The sequence below is a fragment of the Saccharothrix stipae genome (assembly GCF_054781895.1).
Genome location: NZ_BAAGTN010000007.1, coordinates 477985 through 495005, shown reverse-complemented (window position 1 = coordinate 495005; position 17021 = coordinate 477985). Strand labels below are relative to the sequence as shown.

13 protein-coding genes are annotated in these 17021 nt (G+C 72.3%); 7 read left to right on the top strand and 6 right to left on the bottom strand.

The window, feature by feature from the left end:
- The first annotated feature begins 9 nt into the window (after positions 1-9).
- From ACYVLT_RS14965 to ACYVLT_RS14945, 5 genes are all read left to right on the top strand, one after another.
- Positions 10-1104 carry a PA2928 family protein gene (locus tag ACYVLT_RS14965; protein WP_461120776.1) on the top strand — a complete coding sequence of 365 codons (1095 nt, stop codon included), beginning with the start codon at positions 10-12 and terminating at the stop codon, positions 1102-1104.
- Between the two features lie 38 nt (positions 1105-1142).
- Positions 1143-1922, top strand: a complete 780-nt coding sequence (locus ACYVLT_RS14960; RefSeq protein ID WP_461120775.1) for a hypothetical protein — start codon at positions 1143-1145, stop codon at positions 1920-1922.
- A 104-nt stretch (positions 1923-2026) separates the two neighbouring features.
- Positions 2027-4369: a Tex family protein gene (locus ACYVLT_RS14955; RefSeq protein WP_461120774.1), complete on the top strand. Its 2343-nt coding sequence runs from the start codon at positions 2027-2029 to the stop codon at positions 4367-4369.
- A 16-nt stretch (positions 4370-4385) separates the two neighbouring features.
- Complete coding sequence (locus ACYVLT_RS14950; RefSeq protein WP_461120773.1) at positions 4386-5411, top strand: NAD-dependent epimerase/dehydratase family protein; 1026 nt, start codon at positions 4386-4388, stop codon at positions 5409-5411.
- The gene (locus tag ACYVLT_RS14945; RefSeq protein ID WP_461120772.1) at positions 5408-6985 is read left to right on the top strand and encodes a phytoene desaturase family protein; all 1578 of its coding nucleotides are present in this window, start codon (positions 5408-5410) and stop codon (positions 6983-6985) included. The genes ACYVLT_RS14950 and ACYVLT_RS14945 overlap by 4 nt, the downstream gene beginning before the upstream one ends.
- 191 nt (positions 6986-7176) lie before the next feature.
- On the opposite strand, the gene ACYVLT_RS14940 is transcribed toward ACYVLT_RS14945, so the two are convergent.
- From ACYVLT_RS14940 to ACYVLT_RS14930, 3 genes are all read right to left on the bottom strand, one after another.
- The gene (locus tag ACYVLT_RS14940; RefSeq protein WP_461120771.1) at positions 7177-7617 is read right to left on the bottom strand and encodes an SRPBCC family protein; all 441 of its coding nucleotides are present in this window, start codon (positions 7615-7617) and stop codon (positions 7177-7179) included.
- 46 nt (positions 7618-7663) lie between these two features.
- The gene (locus ACYVLT_RS14935) at positions 7664-8884 is read right to left on the bottom strand and encodes an ABC transporter substrate-binding protein (protein ID WP_461121125.1); all 1221 of its coding nucleotides are present in this window, start codon (positions 8882-8884) and stop codon (positions 7664-7666) included.
- Positions 8885-9182: 298 nt separating this feature from the next.
- On the bottom strand, positions 9183-9716 hold the full coding sequence (locus tag ACYVLT_RS14930) for a LuxR C-terminal-related transcriptional regulator (RefSeq protein WP_236594835.1): 534 nt from the start codon (positions 9714-9716) through the stop codon (positions 9183-9185).
- A 481-nt stretch (positions 9717-10197) separates the two neighbouring features.
- Between ACYVLT_RS14930 and ACYVLT_RS14925 the strand changes: the two genes are divergently transcribed.
- A complete protein-coding gene (locus tag ACYVLT_RS14925) occupies positions 10198-10983 on the top strand; it encodes an enoyl-CoA hydratase/isomerase family protein (protein ID WP_461120770.1) in 786 nt (261 codons plus the stop codon).
- A 6-nt stretch (positions 10984-10989) separates the two neighbouring features.
- On the opposite strand, the gene ACYVLT_RS14920 is transcribed toward ACYVLT_RS14925, so the two are convergent.
- From ACYVLT_RS14920 to ACYVLT_RS14910, 3 genes are all read right to left on the bottom strand, one after another.
- On the bottom strand, positions 10990-12552 hold the full coding sequence (locus ACYVLT_RS14920) for a serine/threonine-protein kinase (RefSeq protein WP_461120769.1): 1563 nt from the start codon (positions 12550-12552) through the stop codon (positions 10990-10992).
- Between the two features lie 282 nt (positions 12553-12834).
- Positions 12835-14877 carry a glycosyltransferase gene (locus ACYVLT_RS14915; RefSeq protein ID WP_461120768.1) on the bottom strand — a complete coding sequence of 681 codons (2043 nt, stop codon included), beginning with the start codon at positions 14875-14877 and terminating at the stop codon, positions 12835-12837.
- A 2-nt stretch (positions 14878-14879) separates the two neighbouring features.
- Positions 14880-15689, bottom strand: a complete 810-nt coding sequence (locus ACYVLT_RS14910; protein WP_461120767.1) for a WecB/TagA/CpsF family glycosyltransferase — start codon at positions 15687-15689, stop codon at positions 14880-14882.
- A gap of 86 nt (positions 15690-15775) precedes the next feature.
- On the opposite strand from ACYVLT_RS14910, the gene ACYVLT_RS14905 reads away from it, so the two are divergent.
- On the top strand, positions 15776-17014 hold the full coding sequence (locus ACYVLT_RS14905) for an MFS transporter (protein WP_461120766.1): 1239 nt from the start codon (positions 15776-15778) through the stop codon (positions 17012-17014).
- Positions 17015-17021: the final 7 nt, after the last annotated feature.

Sequence of the window (17021 nt, the reverse complement as noted above, 5' to 3'; positions counted from 1 at the left end):
GGGGAACCGATGTACCAGACACCGTCGCAGTACTCGCCGTTGCCGCCCTACGAGACTCCGACTCCTCGCCGTCGCCTCCTGCCGCTGTTGCTCTTCCCACCGGTCCTGATCGCCCTGCTGATCTTCGGCGGGTCCTACGCGGTCTCGCCGGAGCCGGAGGTCGAGGTGCAGGCCGGGTTCGCGTTCGCCGAGATCGACGGGCGGGACGTGGTGCTGGCGCCCTACTCGCGGCACGGCGTGCGCGGCATGTTCCAGATGATGACGCAGGACCTGTTCCAGGTGCGGCTCGCGGCCACCGACCCGGCCACCGGCGAGGTGCTGTGGGACACGCACCTGGCCGAAGGGCTGCTCTGGGAGGCGTCGGTGCTGGCCGCCGGTCAGCACTACGCCTACCTGGCCACCGACTCGGGGCTCGTCGTGGTCGCGCTGGCCGACGGGGCCGTGGTCGCCGAGGGAGCGGGGGTCCAGGGCCTCGGCAACGCGTTCGCCTCGGTGCGGACCGCCTACGCCTACGACCCGGACAACCGCCGCGTGATGGCCATGACCGCCACCGGAGGGGTGTTGGCGGTCGGGCTGGACGAGGTGGTGGCCACGCCGGTCGACCGGCAGACCGCCGCGACCTGGTCCGATCGGCTCTCGGTCCAGCGCGGCCCCGGCGCCCCGACCAGCGCGACCGGTGTCGAGGCCACCTTGAACGCCGGGACCGAGCGAGTCGTGCTGCGGCAGGCGCCGGGTGGCGCGCCGGGCGGCGTGCTGGTCCGGGTCACGGCCGACGGCCGGGAGATCCCGGTGGGCACGACCGCGTTCCAGGGCGCCCGGCTGGTGGTCGACGGCGTGACCGCGGTCGCCGCCGCCACCGGGCACGTGCTGGTCGAGCACCAGCGCTCGGTGAACGACCCCGGCGTCGCGTTGAGCCTGGTCTCGCTGGCCACAGGGCAGGTCACCGCCACGTTGGCGGTCGACTCCCGGGTCGAACGGGCCCTCGTCGGGCCCGACGGCGTCACGGCGGTCGCGGCGGGCGAGTTGCTCGCCGCGGCCCGCGGTGACGGCCGGGTCGTGCCCCTCGACGTCGGCCTGGCCGACTTCTTCGGTTCCCACCGCTGACCGTCCCGCTCGAACCCTCCCCTCGAAAGGACAACACCATGAAGGTGATCACCTGGCTCGGCCTCACCGCCGGACTCGCCCTCACCGCCGCCTGGCTCGCGGGCGGGCTGGCGGGCGACGACGCCCTCGACTGGCTGAACGGATGGCTGGTCGGCCCGATCCTCCTGCTGTTCGTCGTGCCGACCCTGTTCTCGCTGGACAAGGTCTTCGGCGGTGGCCTGGCCGCGCTCACCGGCGGCGTGCCCAAGGCGTTCCGGGGCGCCCCGATCGGCATGGGCACGGTCGTCGGTGTCGCGCGGACCGGTCTGAGCGTCAACGACCAGCCGCAACTGGACATCCGGCTGCAGGTCGACACCGCGGACGGCCGCACGTTCCCGGCCACCGCGCGGCAGGTCGTGGACATCACCGAGCTGTCCGTCGTGCAACCGGGCGCGGTCCTGCCGGTCCGCTACCTGCCGGACGGCCGCGCGGTGCTGGCCACCGACGCCCCGCCGCACGAGCTGCAAGCCGCCCTCGATCGCGTGCAGGTGGCCAAGGGTTTCATGACCCCGCACCAGCTGCGCATCGCCGAGCAGGGCGTGGACGCCAGTGCCATCGTGCTGGACATGATCCCGGTCGGACAGCTCCCCGACGGCCGGTCGGCGTTGCGCCTGAGCCTGCGCGTGACCCGCCCGGGCGGCACCACGTTCGACGTGACGCAGGACAAGAAGCTGCCCCCGGCGGCGATCCCGCAGGTGCAGCGCGGCATGGTGGTCCGGGTCAAGTACCTGCCGCACGACGAGTCGGACGTCGCGGTGCTCACCACGCTGGTGCCGTGACCGCGAACGGCGGCGAGCCCGCCGCGCCCCCGTGGCGTCGGACCGGGCTCGCCGGGGTCGGGGTGCCCGAACGTGGCTCGGCGGGCAGGGCACAATGGCTCGCTGTGACCACAGCCATTCACCAGAGGATCGCCGACGAGCTCGGGGTGCGGGCCGGGCAGGTCAGCGCCGCCGTCGACCTGCTCGACGGTGGTTCCACCGTTCCCTTCATCGCCCGCTACCGCAAGGAAGCGACCGGCGCGCTCGACGACACCCAGCTCCGCACCCTGGAGGAGCGGCTGGGCTACCTGCGCGAGTTGGAGGAACGCCGGGCGGCTGTGCTCGAATCCATCCGGTCGCAGGGCAAGCTGGACGAGGCGCTGGAGGCCTCGATCCTGGCCGCCGACTCCAAGGCCCGGCTGGAGGACCTGTACCTGCCCTACAAGCCGAAGCGGCGGACCAAGGCGCAGATCGCGCGCGAGCAGGGCCTCGAACCGCTCGCCGACGGCCTGCTGGACGACCCGACGCAGGACCCGCAGGAGGTGGCGAAGGCGTTCGTGACCGAGGAGGTCGCCGACGTCGCCGCCGCGTTGCAGGGCGCGCGGGCGATCCTGGTCGAGCGGTTCGGCGAGGACGGCGACCTCATCGGTGAGCTGCGCGAGCGCATGTGGACCCAGGGGCGGGTCGCGTCCAAGGTCAGGGAGGGCAAGGAGGAGGACGGGGCGAAGTTCTCCGACTACTTCGACTTCTCCGAGCCGTTCACCAAGCTGCCCTCGCACCGCATCCTCGCGCTGCTGCGCGGTGAGAAGGAAGAGGTGCTCGACCTCCAGTTCGACCCGGCCGACGAGGACGAGCCCACCGGCTACGAGGCGCGCATCGCGTCCCGGTTCGGCGTGGACGACCAGGGCCGACCGGCCGACCGGTGGCTGGGCGACACCGTCCGCTGGGCGTGGCGGACCCGGATCCTGGTGCACCTGGGCATCGACCTGCGGTCGCGGCTGCGGGCGTTCGCCGAGGACGAGGCCGTGAAGGTGTTCGCGTCGAACCTGCGCGACCTGCTGCTGGCCGCGCCCGCGGGCACGCGCGCCACGATGGGCCTGGACCCCGGGTTCCGGACCGGGGTGAAGGTGGCCGTGGTGGACGCGACCGGCAAGGTCGTCGACACCGACGTGATCTACCCGCACGTGCCCGCGAACCGGTGGGACGAGTCGATCGCCAAGCTGGCCGTGCTGGCGGCCAAGCACTCCGTCGAGCTGATCGCGATCGGCAACGGCACCGCGTCGCGGGAGACCGACAAGCTGGCCGTCGACCTGCTCAAGCGGCACCCCGAGCTGAAGCTGACCAAGGCCGTGGTGTCGGAGGCGGGCGCGTCGGTGTACTCGGCGTCCGCGTTCGCCTCGGCCGAGCTGCCCGGGATGGACGTGTCGCTGCGCGGCGCGGTGTCCATCGCCCGCCGGTTGCAGGACCCGCTGGCCGAGCTGGTGAAGATCGACCCGAAGTCGATCGGCGTCGGCCAGTACCAGCACGACCTGTCCGAGGCGAAGCTGTCGAAGTCGTTGGACGCGGTGGTCGAGGACTGCGTGAACGCGGTCGGCGTCGACCTGAACACCGCGTCCGTGCCGCTGCTGACCCGGGTCTCGGGCATCACCGCGGGCCTGGCCGAGAACATCGTGCTGCACCGTGACGGCAACGGCCCGTTCCGCTCGCGGCGTGCGTTGAAGGACGTGGCGCGGCTGGGCCCGAAGGCGTTCGAGCAGTGCGCGGGCTTCCTGCGCATCCCCAACGGCGACGACCCGCTGGACGGCTCGGCCGTGCACCCCGAGGCCTACCCGGTGGTGCGCCGGATGCAGGAGCGCGCGGGCTCGGAGCAGCTGATCGGCAACACCGCGGTGCTGAAGTCGCTGCGGCCGCAGGACTTCGTGGACGACACCTTCGGCCTGCCGACCGTGACCGACATCCTGCGCGAGCTGGAGAAGCCCGGCCGCGACCCGCGACCGGCGTTCAAGACCGCCACGTTCGCCGACGGGGTGGAGAAGATCGCCGACCTCAAGCCCGGCATGGTGCTGGAGGGCGTGGTGACCAACGTGGCCGCGTTCGGCGCGTTCGTGGACATCGGCGTGCACCAGGACGGCCTGGTGCACATCTCGGCGCTGTCCAACACCTACGTCAAGGACCCGCGGGACGTGGTGAAGTCCGGTGACGTGGTGCGGGTGAAGGTGCTGGAGGTCGACATCCCGCGCAAGCGGATCGGGTTGACGCTGCGGCTGGAGGACGAGCCGGGTCGCAAGCCGCCCCGTGAGCAGCAGCGCGACGGCCGGGGCGACGACGGCAGGCGCGGTGGGGGTCAACGCGGCGGGCAGCGCGGTGGCGGTGGTGGCGGCGGGAAGCCTCGTCAGCAGGAGCGCCCGCCGGCGAACGGCGCGATGGCCGAGGCGCTGCGGCGCGCGGGGCTTGGCGGCGGCCGATAGGGGTACCCGGCTGGCCATGAGGGTCGTCGTCACGGGTGCCAGCGGCAACGTTGGGACGGCCCTGCGCCGGGTGCTCGCCGACGCGGGCGACTCGGTGGTCGGCGTCGCGCGGCGGATACCGGTCGGTTCACCCGGGTGGGTGAGTTGCGACCTCGGTGCGCCGGCCGCCGAAGTGGTGTTGAGCAGGGCGTTCGCCGGGGCGGACGCGGTGGTGCACCTGGCGTGGGCGATACAGCCCACGCCGGGTGAACCCGACATGCGGCGCACCAACATCACCGGTAGCGCGCACGTGCTGCGTGCGGCGGAACGTGCGGGCGTGCGGCACGTCGTGGTCGCGTCGTCGGTCGCGGCGTACACGCCGGCGTCCCGGCCGGTGACCGAGGACTGGCCGTGCGGCGGGGTGCCGGGCAGCGCCTACAGCGCCCAGAAGGCCGAGCTGGAACGCGTGCTGCTCGGGCGTCGCGGGGTGTCGGTGGTGCGGCCTTGCGCGATCGTGCAGCCGGACGCGGGCGCGGAGCTGGAACGGTGGGTGCTCAGCCCGTTGATCCCGCCCGCGGTGCTGGGTCGGCGGTGGCTGCCGGTGCCGTTGTGGCCCGGGCTGCGGGCGCAGGTCGTGCACGCGCACGACGTGGCACGGGCGATCCAGTTGATTTTGGCGCGGGGTGCGCTCGGTCCGTTCAACGTCGCCGCGGACCCGCCGTTGAGCGCGCGCGAGTTGGCGGCGGTGTTCGGCGGGTTCCGCGTGCCGGTCCCGTTGGCGGTGGTGCGCGCGGCGGCCTGGCCGACGTGGCGGCTCGGGTTGCAGCCCGTGCACCCCGGTTGGTTGCGGTTGGCCGATCAGGCGTCCCTTGTGGACTGCACGCGGCTGCGGGCGTTGGGGTGGTCGCCGGTGCACGAGCCGCGGGAGGCGTTGACGGCGTTCGTGGCGGCTGTCGCGGAAGGACGCGGCACGTGGGGTCCGCTCGCGCCGCGTGGTGCGGGGCGGTGGCGCGGGTTGGGTTCGGGTAGGCCGGTGCATCAGAGCCAGGGAGACGTGCGTTGAGCGATGTCGTGGACGCGGTGGTCATCGGATCGGGGCCCAACGGGTTGGTGGCGGCGAACCTGCTGGCCGACGCCGGGTGGGACGTGCTGGTGCTGGAGGCCGCCGACGAGCCCGGCGGCGCGGTGCGCACGGCCGAGTTGACCGAGCCCGGGTTCCGGCACGACCTGTTCAGCGCGTTCTACCCGCTGGGTGCGGCGTCGCCGGTGATCGCCGGGTTGGACCTGGCCCGGCACGGGTTGCGGTGGCGGCGGGCGCCGGAGGTGCTGGCGCACGTGTTCCCGGACGACCGGGCCGCGGTGCTGTCGCAGGACGTGGACCGGACCGCCGCGTCGGTGGAGGCGTTCGGCGCGGGTGACGGCGACGCGTGGCGGGCGGAGTTCGCGCGGTGGCAGCGGGTCCGGTCGGAGTTGATCGAGGCGTTGATGCGGCCGTTCCCGCCGGTGCGGGCCGGTGCCGGGTTGCTCGGTGCGCTGGGGGCGGGCGAGGTGTTGCGGTTCGCGCGGTCGTTCGTGCAGTCGGTGCGGGCGTTCGGGGACGAGCGGTTCTCGGGTGAGGGCGCGCCGTTGTTGTTGGCGGGCAACGCGATGCACACCGACCTGGGGCCGGACCAGGCGGGTGGGGCGGCGTTCGGGTGGTTGCTGTCGATGCTCGGGCAGGACGTGGGCTACCCGGTGCCGGAGGGTGGTGCCGGTGCGTTGACGCAGGCGTTGGTGCGGCGGCTGGGTGGTGTGGTGGAGTGCGGCCGGCCGGTGTCGGGGGTGGTGGTGGCCGGTGGGCGCGCGTTGGGGGTGCGTGACGCGGCCGGTGGGTACGTGCGGGCGCGGAAGGCGGTGCTGGCGGACGTGCCCGCGCCGGCGTTGTACCTCGGGTTGGTCGGGGAGGAGCACCTGCCGGCGCGGTTGGTGTCGGACCTGGCGTCGTTCGAGTGGGACGACGCGACGATCAAGGTGGACTGGGCGTTGAACGGGGCCGTGCCGTGGACGGCGGCTTCGGCGCGCGGTGCGGGGACCGTCCACTTGGGAGGGGACTTCAACGGGTTGGCCATGTCCAGCACGGAGATCGCGTGCGGCCGGGTGCCGCGCACGCCGTTCGTGATCATGGGGCAGATGACGACGACCGACCCGACCCGGTCACCGGCGGGCACGGAGACCGCTTGGGCGTACACGCACGTGCCGCGGGGTGAGCGGTGGTCCCCCGACCGCTTGCGCCGCCGTGCCGACCGGATCGAGCAGCTGGTCGAGCAGCACGCGCCGGGGTTCCGCGACCTGATCCGTGCCCGCGTGGTCCACGGCCCGGCCGACCTGGAGGCCCGCAACCCGAGCCTGGTCGGCGGTTCGATCAACTCCGGCACGGCCGCCATCCACCAGCAGCTGGTCTTCCGCCCCACCCCCGGACTGGGCCGTGCCGACACCCCGATCGACCGCCTCTACCTGACCTCGGCGTCGGCCCACCCTGGTGGCGGCGTGCACGGCGCCGCCGGCGCCAACGCCGCCCGCGCCGCCCTGTCCCGCAACGCCCTGACCGGCGACGCCTACCACCTCCTCCTCCGCACCCTCCACCGCACCCTCTACTAACCGCGAGAGTCCAACGCTCAGGGCGCGAGAGTCCTACGTTCACGACACCCGAGTTCAACGCTCAGGAGGGGCGGCACCCGCTCCCGGCACCGGCAGGCGCGGCGTGAGCGTTGAATTCAGGGGTCCTGAACGTAGGACTCTCGCGGCTTGAAGGTAGGACTCTCGCGGGTTGAAGGTAGGACTCTCGCGGGTTAGGGGTTGGGTTTGCGGGTGGCTTGGTCGGCCAGGCGGCGGAGGGATTCGCGGTTGCGAGGGGTCAGGAAGAGGGTCTGGGCCTGCTCGGGGAGCAGGGAGAGGGGACCCTTGACGGCCTGTTCCAGCATGGTGATCTCGCAGCCGTCGGACGTGGGCTTCAGCTCGAAGCGGATCCTGGCGGCGCCCAGCGGCCACATGCGCGCTTCGAGTTCCAGCATCCGGGGTGGGTCGACGTCCAGCACCTTGGTCACGTCCTTCACCGCCAACGGCCACGCGCCGACGCTGTGGTGGACCCGCGTGCCGGTACCCGGCCACCCCGCGTCGACCTCGCGGATGTGCGCCGCGCCCACCACCCAGCCCGCGTAGGACCAGCCGTCGGCCAGCACCGCGAACACCCGCTCCACCGACGTGGGCACCGCCCAGCGCACCTCGATCATGCGCCTCGGATTCCCCGGGCGGACCGGTGGAAACAACCCGCCAGGGTTACTTCGCCCGGGTGCCCTTCAGCTTGACCAGCTCGGACTCGAACAGGTTGGCGACCACGGCCAACCCGCCGGGTGTCCCCGGGTCCGGCTTCGCGATGTAGGACTGCGTCGCCGACGGCCGTCCTACGAGCGAGAACCGCAGCTGACCGGTGAGGCTGTTCGTGTCGACCATGTTGGTGTCCTGGAACGCCCGCAGCACGCCGTCACGGGTCAGGTCACGCTCGGCGCACGCCTTCTCCAGGATCGCCGCGAACGCCACGCCGATCACGTAACCGTGGTCGACCGAACCCGTCGGCTCCAGGTCCGGGTACTTGCGCGTGAACGCCTCGGCCACCGCGCGCGGCCCCGGCAGGTCCGTGGCGAACGGCGCGATCGGCGACACCACCTGCACCCGCTTCACCACGGCCGCCGCCGCGGGCGACTCCAGGATCAACGGGTCGTAACCCGCCGCGTTGACCAGGAACGGCACGTCCCAGCCGAGCCGCTCGGCGGTGGCCACGGCGGTCGCGGTCTGCTGCGGCGACGTGCTCAGGAACACCGCCTTCGCGCCCGCCGCACGCAGCTCACCCACCTGCGCGGTCACGTCGGCGGTCTCCGACACGGCCTTGGCGACGAGCCGCATGCCCCACTTCTCGGCGGCGAACGTGCTGCCTTCGAGGGCGTTGCGGCCGTAGTCGCTGTCGACGTGGACGTGCCCGATGGTGTCGCCCTCACGGATCGCGCCCGACCGCTTCAGGTGGTCCAGCCCGTTGATCACGTCGAGGTCGTAGGTGGTGCCGACGATCATCATGTGCGGGTTGCCGAGCAGGCTCGCCGACCAGGACGCGGGCGCGGCGATGGCGCGGGTCTGCATCAGGTCCGGCTCGATGGCCTCGGTCATCGGCGTGCCGGTGACGTCCATGAACCCGAGCACCTGTGGTTCCAGCTCGAAGTAGGCCTGCAACGCCCGGTCGACGTCGTAGCCGTGGTCGGCCTGCTTGAGCTCGACCTTGCGCCCGCAGATCCCGCCGCGCTCGTTGAGCTGGCTCAGGAACAGCTCGTAGCCCTTGATCCGGATGAGCGACGTGGCCGAGAACGGCCCCGTCATGTCGGTGAGCACGCCCAGCGAGATGGTGTCGCCGGTGACGCCGGGACCGGCCTTGATCGGCGCCTGCTCCTCGGTGCCGCACCCGGCGGCCAGCAGTGCGAGCACAGCGGATCCGACGACGAAGTTGCGCACCAACGGGGACTCCCACCGCTCACGTTACCGATCGGTAAGGAGTATTGACAGAAGTCACCCGTATTGCCTAATCATGTGACATACCGCACGGTCGGTGAACTTTCGGCCCGCGGATCCGTACCCGCCCGGCCACGTTCGCCACCTGAACAGCCCTATAACCCGATCACGACACACGGAGGGTTCTCGCCGAACGATTCGGCACTTGGCGCCCAAGGGTGCCACCCGAGGCCGTGACCGCCACGAGGACCGGCGGAGTGCTCCGCCGGTCTTCGCAGTACGCCCGACCGGTACGTGTGGCCTAGAGGTACGACCGCTGACCCCACGGCATCGCCGCGGCGAGCTGGGCCCGCCGGCCGATGTCGAGCTTGCGGTAGATGCGGGTGATGTGGAGTTCGACGGCCCGGGTCGACACCGAGAAGTGCTCGGCGATCTGCCGGTTCGTCATGCCCTCCAACATCATCAGCGCGATCCGGTGCTCGTGCGGCGTCAACGGCTCGCGCGAGCGCGCTTCGGCGCTCTGCCCATCGCGTGGCCGGACGATGCCCGGCACGCGCTCACCTTCCGGCACACCCAGCAGCACGTGCCACTGGCGTATGCGCACCTCTGCGATCGACTGCGATCGCACGTACGGATCACCGCGCACCAGGTCCCGGGCGGCGGCGTCGTCGGGCACCTGCACGATGAGTAACACGCCGGAACCGTCGGCCCAGGGGCCGGTTCCGACGAGCACACCCTGCTCGGCGAGCGGACGCCAATATTCCCGGTGTGCGAGATGAATGGATCTCCGCACCTGGCGCGCATCACGAAATGTCAACTCAACGGCGAAAGCCACTGGACTGATCCCCATTTCATTCCGCGGCCGACTTTCGCCACATACTCAACTGTGACGTTTATTCAGTGTCAAGTGAGACACATCACAACGGTGATATGGGAACCCAATGACCCTCATAGCCGCTTTTCGCAGCAGTGGTCCGCACAGCGGTCGTCGGTGAACGCGGACACCTTCACGGTAGCCGTCCCGGGCCCGTGGCGCTCGTACTTCGGCCAGGTCAGTACGGGTGCCGAGGCGAATGGCCGCAGCGCCAATCGAGACGGCGGCCGTTCCCACCCGAGCGCGGAGCCGTGTCCCCGCCCGTGGGCCGCGATGACGATCTTCCTCGTCGGTTCCGCCGTTTCGCGGACACCTCCGCGTAACCCGACACATCCTCGCACGTCGCCGTCACGGCCGCCTGCGGAGAACCGACTGCCGGGTCGCATTGGGCCATTTGGCCACGTGGTTTTCGGCATTCCGGACGCGTGTAAAGTCCACGCCCGTGGCAGCGCAACTCCTCCGCCTCGAGCGGGACGCGTTCGGGCTCGCCGTGCTCACCGTCGACGCGCCGCCGTTGAACCTGTACACCGCCGAGTTGCAGGACCTGCTGGAGGCGGCGGTCGAGGACCTGGAGGAACGGCCCGCGCGGGCGTTGCTGATCCGCTTCGAGGGCAAGGTCGTCAGCGGCGGCGTCGACGTGGGGCTGTTCGCCGCGCAGAAGACGTCCGCGCAGGCCAAGGCCCTGTTCGACCAGATGCTGGAGCTGCCGGAACGGGTGGCCGCGCTGCCGTTCCCGACCGTCTTCGCCGCGCACGGGCTGTGCCTGACCTGGGCGTTCGAGGTCGCGATGGCGTGCGACATCGTCCTGGCCGCGCGGCGGGCCACGTTCGGCTTGGTGGAGAAGGTCGTCGGGCTGACCCCGACCATGGGCGGCACGCAACGGTTGGCCGCCCGGGCGGGCGTGGGGCGGGCCAAGGAGTTCGTGATGACCGGGGAGCGCTACGACGCGGCCACGCTGGAACGGTGGGGCGTGGTGAACCGGGTGCTGCCGGACGAGGGCTTCGACGACGCGGCGCTGGAGTTCACGCACGGGTTGGCGACCGGGCCCACGTTGGCGCACGCGGCGACCAAGCGGGTGCTGGCGCACTTCGAGAGCGGCGGCGTGGCCGAGGCGGACGAGCACATCACCGCGATCGCGGCCGAGCTGTTCGACACCGAGGACCTGCGCGGCGCGGTGCGGTCGTTCCTGGCCGACGGGCCGGGCAAGGCGACGTTCAGCGGTCGCTGATCCGCCCTACCGGGGGTCGTAGGCGGCGGAGCCGTACCAGGCCAGCGCGGACCGCAGCTCCACCACGTCCCGGTCGCGGCGCTTGCGGTAGCGCTCGTGCGAGATCGGGTAGACGCGCAGACCGCCCTTGTGCTGGGTGAAGCTGCCGCGTCCCAGGGTGTCGGGTGTCTTGGCGGCGCCGACCAGCCAGACCACCAGCCACGGGCGGGCGTGGTGGGCCTCCACCTTGACGCGCGCAATCGCGTACCACGGGAGGCGGCGCGACTCGGCGCCGTTGGACAGCGTGATGCCGTCGGGGCCGACGTCGAGGGTGAGCGGGGCGCGCGCGACGCCGACCAAGAGCCGGATCGCGGCCACCGCGAACGCCAGGAACGCGATGAAGGCGGCCAGCCGCACGGCCGCCGGCGCGCCCGCGGCCGGGTCGGCGATCGAGCCGGTCACGATGGCGGCCAGCACGTTCGCGCCGGCCCAGCTCAGGCCGACGGCGCGGGAGGTCTTGAACCGCAGGCCGGTGGCGCGGACCTCCTTGCGCTCGGGGTCGATCCGGACGGGCGCGGGCTTGTTGATCGGTGCCGGGACGTTCGTGGGCGTGGGGGCGTTGGTGGGCGGCGGGAAGTTGGTGGGCGGGGGGCCGACGAGGGTCGGCGGTTTGGGCGGTGGGTCGTCCACCATCACCCTGGTCGGCGGCTTGGCGGGCAGCTTGCTCAGCTCGGTGTGCCGTTGCTCGACCATGGTGCGGACGCGGGCCGGCAGCCAGGACGGTTCGGCGGACGGCGGGCCGATCAGCTCCAGCAGGCGTGCGGGCGTCGGGCGGTTCGCGGGCTCGCGGACCAGGCACGGGACGATCAGCGGCACCAGGCTCGGCGGGACGCGGGTGAGGTCCGGTTCCTGGTGGACCACGCGGTAGACCAGCGCGGACGTGGCGCCCTCGCCGAACGGCCCACCGCCGGTGGCGGCGTAGACCAGTACGGAACCGAGCGCGAACACGTCACTCTGGGTGGTGATCTTCTGGCCGACCACCTGCTCGGGTGACAGGTAGCCGGGGGTGCCGAACACGATGCCCGCTTCGGTGAGCGCGGAGTGCTCCAGGGCGCGGGCGATGCCGAAGTCGATGACGCGGGGGCCGTCGTCGGCCAGCAGCACGTTCGACGGCTTGAGGTCGCGGTGCACGAGGCCGGCGCCGTGGATCGCGACCAGCGCTTCGGCCAGGCCGCCGGCGAGGCGGCGCACCGCGCGTTCCGGCAGTGGTCCGTGGTCCTGGACGGCCTGCTGGAGGCTGGGGCCGGGGATGTACTCGGTGGCCATCCACGGCCGTTCGGCGTCCGGGTCGGCGTCGACCACGGTGGCGGTCCAGAAGCCGCCGACCGCGCGGGCCATCTCGACCTCGCGGCGGAAGCGTTCGCGGAACTCCGGGTTGTCGGCCAGCTCGGCCCGCGAGACCTTGACCGCGATCGGTCGCCCGCCGCGTGAACGGGCCAGGTAGACCGACCCCATCGCGCCGCGACCGAGGGCGGCGAGCAGCGTGTAGTCGCCGATCCGCGGCGGGGCGTTCGGGGGCAGTGGCTGCACGACACCCACCCTAGATGCGCCGGCTACCCCGCTTGGGCAAGACGGCGAGGTTCGCGGCGCAGGCCACAACGACGCAACCTCGGGCGTGGTCGCGCAGTCGAGGGTGCCTCAGGACCGGTCGCGGCGTCCTGAGCGTTGAATTCGGGGGTCCTGAACGTAGGACACGCGCGTTCTGAACGTAGGACACGGGCGTTCTGAACGTAGGACACGGGCGTTCTGAACGTAGGACTCTCGCGGGGTGGAGGTAGGACTCTCGCGGGGTGGAGGTGGGACACGCGGGGGTTAGGGGGTGAGGAGGGTTCGGAGGGTGTGGGCGCGGGCGTGCCAGGAGTGGGGTTGGACGGAGGCGCGGAGGGCGGCCGGTGGGAGCAGGGGGCCGGCGGTGAGGGTGGCGCGGACGGCGTCGACGAAAGCCGCGTGGGTGCGGGTGGCGCGGACGCGGTCGGTGTAGGAGGCCAGCTCGGCGAAGTCCGTGCTGACCACCGGGAGGCCCAGCGCCAGGTACTCCTTCAGCTTGATCGGGTTCGACCGCTTGATCCAGTCGTTGTCCTGCCACGGCATGATCGCCACGTCGAACGCCGAACCGTAGGCCGGGATGGTGGAGTACGGGCGGAAGCCCAGCCAGTGCACGTTCGGGTACTTGTCGAACCGCTCCATGGGGTGCGTCGCGTCGCCGATCAGCACCAGCGACGCCTGCGGCAGCTCGGCGGCGACGCGTTCCAGCAGGTCGAAGTCGACCACGAAGTCGTCCAAGGCCCCGAAGAAGCCGATGCGCGGGCCGGGGATCGCGCGCACGTCGTCCGGCCACTCGTGCTCCGGCCGCGCGGTGAAGTGGTCGACGTCCACGCCGTGGTCGAGGAAGTGGGCCCGGGCGCCGGTCCGCGGCCGCTCCTCGTCCATCAGCGCGTGGCTCACGTACACCACGTGGTCGGCGTTGGCCAGGAGCTGGTTCTCCAACGCCTCGATGGACGCGCGGTCGGCCTCGGGGAAGTCCGAGTGCCGGTCCGAGCGGTTGAACACCAGGCCGCGCCGGCGCATCGGGGCCACCACGTCCCACGCGGTGGGGATGGTCACCATGATCACCGGCGCGCGCAGGCCCAGCAACCGCGCCACCAGGCGCACCTGGGAGCGGACCAGGACCGCGTTGACCTTGCGCAGCAGCGGCGAGCCGTAGAACGGCAGCGGCAGCGGCGACATCACGTAGAACTCGGGCATCGGCCTGCGCACGAACTTGGCCACGCTGCGCAGCTTGCGCAGGATGCGCCGGGACACGTGCGTGCTGTTGCCGCGGGTGGGCATCCGCATGCCGATGCTGTTGACCACCAGCACCCGGCGGTGCGCCGACATCGACCGCATCAGCTGGAAGTCCGAGTGCGCCCGGTTGTGGTACCACCAGTCCTGCGCGGAGAAGCACACCCAGCCGGGTTCGGCGCCCGCGCCGGGGCGTTGCGGCCACCGCCGCCAGCGCAGCAGGTCGCCGACGGCCTTGCGGTGCTTGGCGCCGCGCGGCACGCGGAGCAGCTCGTTGAGCAGCACGGGCCACCACATCGCGAACGCGGCCAGGCGGCCGTGGCGCTCGCGGACCATCCGCACCCGGTTCGTGGTGGCCATCGACCACAGCACCGGTGACGTCGACTGCTCGCCACCGATGTGCACGGCACGCGCCCGCGGCTCGTAGCGGACGGCGTAACCGCGCTTGCCCGCGCGCAACATGTACTCGGTCTCCTCCGAGTACAGGAAGTACCGCTCCTCCAGCACGCCGGTCGCCTCGCGCGCCTCGCGGGAGATCAGCCACGCCGCGCCGGTCGCCCAGTCCGCGGTGCCCGCCGTCTCGTACCGGATGGGGTCGACCACCAGCTCGCCGAGCGCTTCGGACCGGCCCGCCCGCGGGCCGCCCAGGATCGCCTCGCCCAACGCGCGCAACGGGTTCGGCGCGCGCCGCAGGGACGGCTGCGGCGCGCCGTCGGCGCCGGCCAAGCGGGGCACCGCGATACCGGTGCCGGGCAACGCCAAGGCGGCGCGCAGCAGCGTGACGGCGTCCCGGTGGAGCCGCACGTCCGGGTTGAGCACCAGCACGTCGCAGTCGGGCGCGGCGGCGAACCCGGCGTTGACGCCCGCCCCGAAACCGTCGTTGGCGGCGCGCGCCACGACCTGGGCGTGCGGCGCGACCCGTGCGACGATCGCCAGGGTGTCGTCGGTGGAAGCGTTGTCCACGACCACGACTCGACTGTCCGGAATGGACTTCAGCGCGACGGCGACCGAGTTGAGGCAGTCCGCCACCACCTCGGCGCTGTGGTAGGTCACGACGACGACGGCAAGCGGCACTTCTACTCCCCGATCCGGTTGCCGACGTCGCCGGCGGTCGAGCGGCGGAAGCGGGTGCGCAGCGCGCCCCCGAGCAGGCGGAACGCGAACGGCAGGTCGTCGCGCAGGTAGCGCTTGGCCAGGCGGCGGGGTTCGAGCGCAAGGCGGTGCAGCCACTCCGCGCCCAGCTTCTGCACCACGCCCGAGGCGCGCCGGAACTCGCCCGCGGCCATCGGGATGCCCGCGCCGCAGCCCAGGAACCAGGCCCGCGGCAGCTCCGCGCGCAGGAGCCGGATGAGGTGTTCCTGCTTGGGGAAGCCCAGGCCGACCAGGACCAGGTCCGGCTCGGCCCGCACGACCTTGGCCGCGGCCGCCGCGGTGGCCTCGGCGGAGGTGTCGAACCCGAACGGCGGCGAGTCCGTGCCCGCGACGCGCAACCCGGGGTACTTGGCGCACAGCACGTCGGCGGCCTTCTCCGGCACGCCCGGGTCACCGCCGAGCAGGTAGATCGAGCGGCCCTCCCGGGCGGCGGCCTCGGCCAGGGTGAACACCAGTGACGACCCGGTCACGCGTTCGGGCACCGGGACGCCCGCGAGCCTGCCCGCCCAGACCACCGGCATGCCGTCGGCGACGACCAGTTCGGACTCGGCGATCAACGCGGCCAGTTCGGGACGGCGGGTCGCGGCGCGCACGATGTCCACGTTGGCCGTGACGATCGCGCCGCCCTCGGCCCGTCGCCACGCTCCGGCGACGTGGTCGGCGACGCCGGATTCGCGGACGGACCACACGTCGACGGCGCCCACGCGGACGCGGGTCTGCGGGATCTCCGGCATACCCGCGTCATCGGGTTCGGGATCGTCCCCGTTACGACCGGGCCCGACGCCGGTAACGGTCACCGCACGTGACCGATATCGGGTGCATGTACGTTGCGTCCGTCCGGCCCAGCGAGCGGGTCAAGGGCAGGGTTCCCGGCACGGTGGTGGCACTGGGCGCGGTGAGCCTGCTGACCGACGTCTCGGCCGAGATGGTCACCGCGTTCATGCCGGTGTACCTGCTGTTCACGCTCAACATGAGCTACGCGCAGTTCGGCGTGCTGGACGGTCTCTACACGGGTGCGACGGCCGTGCTGCGGCTCGTCGGCGGGCACGTCTCGGACCGCACGCACCGGCACAAGGCGGTCGCCGCGGTCGGTTACGGGCTGTCGGCGGTGACGAAGCTCATCTTCCCGCTCGTCGGCCCGTCGGCGTTCGGCATCGGCGCGACCATGGCCGCGGACCGCGCGGGCAAGGGCCTGCGCACCGCGCCGCGCGACGCGCTGATCTCGTTGGCCACGCCGCCGGACCGGTTGGGCGCGGCGTTCGGGCTGCACCGCAGCATGGACACGGTGGGCGCGTTGCTCGGGCCGCTGGTGACGTTCCTGCTGCTGTACACCATCGGCACGGTGGCGGGTCCGGTGTTCGTGGTCAGCGCGTGCTTCGCCGCGGTGGGGCTGATCGTGCTGGTGGCGTTCGTGCGGGAGAACCCGCGCCCGGCGCTCGCCGGACCGCGCCCGTCGGTGCGGGCCGGGTTGGCGTTGCTGCGGGAGGCCGGGTACCGGCGGCTGGCGCTGGCGTCGGCCGTGCTGGGCCTGGCGACGTTGTCGGACGCCTTCGTGTTCATCCTGGTGCAGAAGGCGACGGACGCGCCCCCGCACCTGCTGCCGCTGTTGCCGTTGGGCACGGCGTTGGTGTTCCTCGTGGCCGCCGCGCCCCTGGGACGGCTCGCGGACCGGATCGGCCGGTGGCCGGTGTTCCTCGGCGGGCACGTGCTGCTGCTCGCGGTGTACGCGCTGCTGCTCGCCCCCGGCACCGGTTACTCCGGGGTCGGCGCGGCCTTGTTGCTGCACGGCCTGTTCTACGCCGCCACGGACGGCGTGCTGTCCGCCCGGGTGAGCGCCCTGGTCCCGGAGTCGTTGCGGGCGTCCGGTCTGGCGGTGGTCCAGACGGGACAGGCGCTGACCCGGCTGGTGTCGTCGGTGGCGTTCGGCTTCCTGCTCCAGTTCGCGGCCTTCGGCACGGCCGTGTGGGCGGCGATCGGCTCGCTGCTGGTCGCGGTCGTGGTCGCCTGGTGGCTCGGCAGGCGGGCCGGCCCCCGCGAAGGGGCCGGCCCGACCTCCTAGAGCACGC

Excerpts from the sequence above, each read along its gene's own strand:
- ACYVLT_RS14905 (WP_461120766.1), top strand. The coding sequence starts at position 15,776 with ATGTACGTTGCGTCCGTCCGGCCCAGCGAGCGGGTCAAGGGCAGGGTT.
- ACYVLT_RS14965 (WP_461120776.1), top strand. The coding sequence starts at position 10 with ATGTACCAGACACCGTCGCAGTACTCGCCGTTGCCGCCCTACGAGACT.
- ACYVLT_RS14910 (WP_461120767.1), bottom strand. The coding sequence starts at position 15,689 with ATGCCGGAGATCCCGCAGACCCGCGTCCGCGTGGGCGCCGTCGACGTG.
- ACYVLT_RS14960 (WP_461120775.1), top strand. The coding sequence starts at position 1,143 with ATGAAGGTGATCACCTGGCTCGGCCTCACCGCCGGACTCGCCCTCACC.
- ACYVLT_RS14940 (WP_461120771.1), bottom strand. The coding sequence starts at position 7,617 with ATGATCGAGGTGCGCTGGGCGGTGCCCACGTCGGTGGAGCGGGTGTTC.
- ACYVLT_RS14950 (WP_461120773.1), top strand. The coding sequence starts at position 4,386 with ATGAGGGTCGTCGTCACGGGTGCCAGCGGCAACGTTGGGACGGCCCTG.